The following is a 4,315-nucleotide window of genomic DNA, read 5'->3' as shown; positions in this document are numbered from 1 at the left end:
CACTGTTAAAGTTACCGCACTAACTGTTTTTATAGTTCACATACCAATTTTTTTAACCTTCATAGAACACCTCTGTATTTTATTATTTTAAATCATTCTATCACATTTTAACAATTAAGAGGTATGGATATCCATACCTCTTAATTGTTTTATTTTCATTAAATATCAATATATTAGTAAATATACCCGTAAAGGAATACTTCACAATACTCCCTATTTATTCTATACCAAGAATAAATATTCCTAACATAATAATTCCTATTACCATATATTGATTCCTTGTTAACTTTTCTTTTAAAAATATTCTAGAAAGTATTATAGATACTATGCTATACGAAGCAATTAGAGGCGCTGTGACTATTGAATTTTCAGCCATAGCAAAAATATAAAAGAATTGTCCAAAAGTCTCAAAGCCAGCCGCTGTAAGTTTTATCTTTTCTCCACTAAAGGTAAGTTTTTCTTTTTTAATATATTTTACATAAATAAATGATAAAATACCTACTATTAGAAAGGTAAGTCCATATGAAATATTTGCCTCAGCTTCCGACAATATTTTATCTAAATAAAACCCATCTAAGAATGTTCCTATTCCATCTATAATAGCATATAGAACTGGTATCATAATAGCTGTAAAGCTTATAATGTGTTTCTTTTCCACCTTATCCTTTTCTTTTTTTTCATCTTTCTTTTCTAGTTTACCCAGAAGTATAATTCCAATAGTAATTATTGTAACTGCAAAGAATTGTAATTTACCCATAGTTTGTCCTAAAAATATAAATGTCAAAACTGCAGCAACAGCTCCTGATGAGTTGCTAAGAGGAGATACTATTGAAAGCTCTAGATACCTAAGTCCGATATATCCTATAGTCATAGATAAGATATACATAGAAGATACCGGTAAATATTTTATTATATTTACAGGATTATAAATTATACCATTAGATAAATTATATAATATGTATAAAAATGCATGAGTCCCCATTACAAGCCCTACCATTATAACGATTTTATAATGACTTAATTTATCTTTAGGATCAGTACCCATTTTATAAAATAAATCTGCTGTTCCCCAAGATAATAAAGCAATTAATGCAAATATAAACCACATATAAGTCCCCCTTTTTTTAAAAACTATAACTATAATATCATAATTTTAACTTTAAAAAAAGTACATTTAAAGGTTTATATTTGCATAGAAAAACTTAATAAATTATCATCATTATATTTTATAATAATAAGGAGTTCTATCCCTTTATATCACTATCGTATGGTTTAAAAATCTTTTGTAAATAGTTTCTTTAATATATTAACATTTCTATCAAAACTTAAAGGTTTTGTAGCAGGTCCTTTCAAAATATCACCTTTATATGTGAATCTAGAAGCATGACAAGGGCAGTCCCAAGACCTTTCAGCAGAATTCCAGTTTAACTCGCATCCTGCATGAGTACAAGTTGTATTTACTAAATGTAGTTTCCCGTCATCGTCCCTAAATGCTCCAGTCCTTTCTCCATCAATTTCTAACATTTTTGCTTGACCCTGTTTTACATCTGTATCTTTAGATGGTTTTGAAAGTTTCCCACTTATTAATTGGCCTCCAACATTTATATTTTCTGCTGCAAACTTTTTAATGGAAGCCGCAATGGTCTTCCGAGATGGATCATATACATCTTGCCATGGACTTTCCTTACCTACTATTAAATCTCTTAAAATCATAGAAGAAACCATACTATTAGTCATACCCCATTTGCCAAAACCAGTAGCTATATAAATATTAGGAGTATCTGGGTTAAACTTACCTACATAGGGAACACCATCTAAAGTCATACAATCTTCAGTAGACCATCTATATGGAACATCTTCAACAGTAAATATATCCTTAGCAAAATCAAATAAAGCTTCATAATGTTTATTTGTATCCTCACTTTGTCCAGTTTTATGATTTTCACCAACAACTAGTATTAGTTCCCCGTCCTTAGTAGGCTGAGCTCTAAGAGATCTAGGTGGATCTTCAGCATTTATATACATTCCACCTGGAAATTTTTCCTTAGTTTTAATAGCTAAAACATAAGATCTTTGTACATAAATTCTAGAAAAATATAAGCCTTTCTTATTATAAAAGGGGTAATGGGAAGCAATAATTACCTTGTCAGCAGTAACTTTTTTATCCTGTGAAGTATTTATAATATACTTATCATTTTCTGTGTTTAACTGGATGGCTCTTGTATTTTCATATATACTAACTCCTTTGTTTACAAGTTTTTCAGCCAAAGCTAATAAAAACTTTCTAGGATGAAATTGTGCTTGGTTTTCAAAAACCATAGCGGATTTGATTTTTATAGGAAATGGTATTTTATCAATCAATTTAGCTTTAATCCCTAAGGAATTTACAACATTTACTTCATCTTCAATTTTCTTTTTATATTTTTCTTCCTTTGTGTATATATAAGACTGCTGTGTAGAGTAATCACAATCAATATTATTTTCATCAGCAATTCTTTTTATTTCGTGGATGGCAGTTTCATTTGCCTCTGCATATTGTTTAGCCAGTGCATCTCCCATTGTATTTTTAATTTTATCATATATTAAACCATGCTGAGAAGTTAACTTTGCAGTTGTACGGGCTGTTGTTGATTCTACAATGTTTCCAGCTTCAAGTATTGCTATATTATAACCTTCTTCTTGTAATTGATATCCACATAATATTCCTGCCATACCTCCACCAACTATAGCAATATCGACATTTATGTCTTTATCTAAAGTATGATAATTTGTCTTTTTAGTAGACTCTATCCAATAAGAACTTGGCAGATCTTTAAATATATTTAAATTATTATTCATTTTTTTCCCTCCATTTATTAATATATCTTTATAATATTCTTTACATTTTTACGTAAAACATACTAATTTATCAATTTTATGATATATAATGGTATAGAAATTTCAAATTACTTATATTATTTATAAGACCGAGTAAAATAAAAATACTTCCCTTGGTATCAGATTTGTTATTTAATCTGTACACTACAAGGGAAGCATATCAATTTTATAAAAAGTAGTTTTTTATTTATTATTTATTTTTTTATGAATGTCTTATTCTTTTAATACTTATATCTTTAAGTTCATCTATCTCATATATTTTATCTAGTACAGAAGCTGAGTAGGTAAGTTTTATATCATGAACATCCTTAGATTTTATAGCCTTTTCTTTTAAGCAATTCCATGAAAAACCAGTTTCTGAATGTACCTTTTTAGGATATTTATAAATCTCTGTAGCTATTAAATGTGTAAGTATAGAGGTTGTAAGTATATCTATTGCTTCTTTATAGTTTTCATAGTAGTCTTTTAAAATAATCATAGCATGTATACTTGTTATACAGTGCAAAATTACTATATTGCCTTTTTTATAATATAAAGGAACAAGTAAAGATAAGAGTGATTTTATCTTTTCATCTGCATCCCCTTTTATAATAAAACCCTTTTCTAGATATATTTTACTATTATATAATCCTTTTATTCTTTGGCCTAATGTATTATTATTATTTAATATTTCTCTTATTTCTACATCACTTGATAAACTTTTTATTTCTTTAAATATATCATCTCCCACAATCTCTCTTTTAAATAGCTTCGACTCTCTATAAGCTGTTATATAATAAGCTAATCCTCGTATAAGTTCTTCTTTAAGTTTTTCTTTTTCATTATATCCTTCTACTCCATAGGCAACCCTTATAAGAGTATGAAAAAGTCCTGAACTCATTCCAAATTTGTATTTATTTAGGATCTTTTTGGTAAGCTCTTTTATATCTTCTGTTTGAGCCTTTTCTTTTAATAAATCTAGTGTTCCCTCATATAAGCTTCTATTTCCCAAGGCTTCTTCTAAAGAATTAGCCTTTTTATATTCTTCTTTTACCTTATCTATACGTGCATTTTGTAGATATTTCTTTGTGAAATTATCTACTTTTTTATCTTCTTCTCCTGATAGTTTATACACTGCCCATTGTGCCATTGGCAAATGATTTACAAGCCCTCCCATGTACGGAGAGTATTTTTGTCCTGTTTCATTTATTACATTTTCAACCTTCATATGTATACCTCTTTTCAATACTTTATTTTATAGAACACATAATTCTTATACCCATTTTTTATTCTTTAATCACAAAAAAATTCTAAGGCTGTGACAGCCTTAGAATTTTTTATCTATTTTGAATGATTGTATCTTTTTTCTACTTCACTCCAATTTATAACATTCCACCAAGCTTTAACATAATCTGGTCTTTTATTTTGATACTTTAGATAGTAAGCATGTTCCCAAACA

General features: G+C 28.2%; 4 protein-coding genes. All 4 read right to left on the bottom strand.

The window, feature by feature from the left end:
* Positions 1-217: 217 nt before the first annotated feature.
* Positions 218-1,108, bottom strand: coding sequence for an EamA family transporter (locus ACTHW2_RS11280; protein WP_442264021.1), 891 nt, complete (start codon positions 1,106-1,108; stop codon positions 218-220).
* Between the two features lie 164 nt (positions 1,109-1,272).
* Entirely contained in the window at positions 1,273-2,838 is a 1,566-nt protein-coding gene (locus tag ACTHW2_RS11275; RefSeq protein WP_442264020.1) for an FAD-dependent oxidoreductase, read from the bottom strand.
* A gap of 241 nt (positions 2,839-3,079) precedes the next feature.
* Complete coding sequence (locus ACTHW2_RS11270) at positions 3,080-4,084, bottom strand: questin oxidase family protein (protein ID WP_442264019.1); 1,005 nt, start codon at positions 4,082-4,084, stop codon at positions 3,080-3,082.
* 113 nt (positions 4,085-4,197) lie between these two features.
* Positions 4,198-4,315 (bottom strand): Fe-Mn family superoxide dismutase (locus ACTHW2_RS11265; protein WP_442264022.1); only part of this gene is annotated, 118 nt, incomplete at its 5' end.

The sequence above is a fragment of the Tissierella sp. genome (assembly GCF_052089545.1).
In the GTDB taxonomy this organism is placed as follows: Bacteria; Bacillota; Clostridia; order Tissierellales; family Tissierellaceae; genus Tissierella_A.
Note: the sequence above shows the minus strand (reverse complement) of the source record. Positions and strands in the feature narration are given on the sequence as shown.

Bases quoted from the DNA above. Each gene is read 5' to 3' on its own strand.
- ACTHW2_RS11280 (WP_442264021.1), bottom strand. From the start codon at position 1,108: ATGTGGTTTATATTTGCATTAATTGCTTTATTATCTTGGGGAACAGCA.
- ACTHW2_RS11275 (WP_442264020.1), bottom strand. From the start codon at position 2,838: ATGAATAATAATTTAAATATATTTAAAGATCTGCCAAGTTCTTATTGG.
- ACTHW2_RS11270 (WP_442264019.1), bottom strand. From the start codon at position 4,084: ATGAAGGTTGAAAATGTAATAAATGAAACAGGACAAAAATACTCTCCG.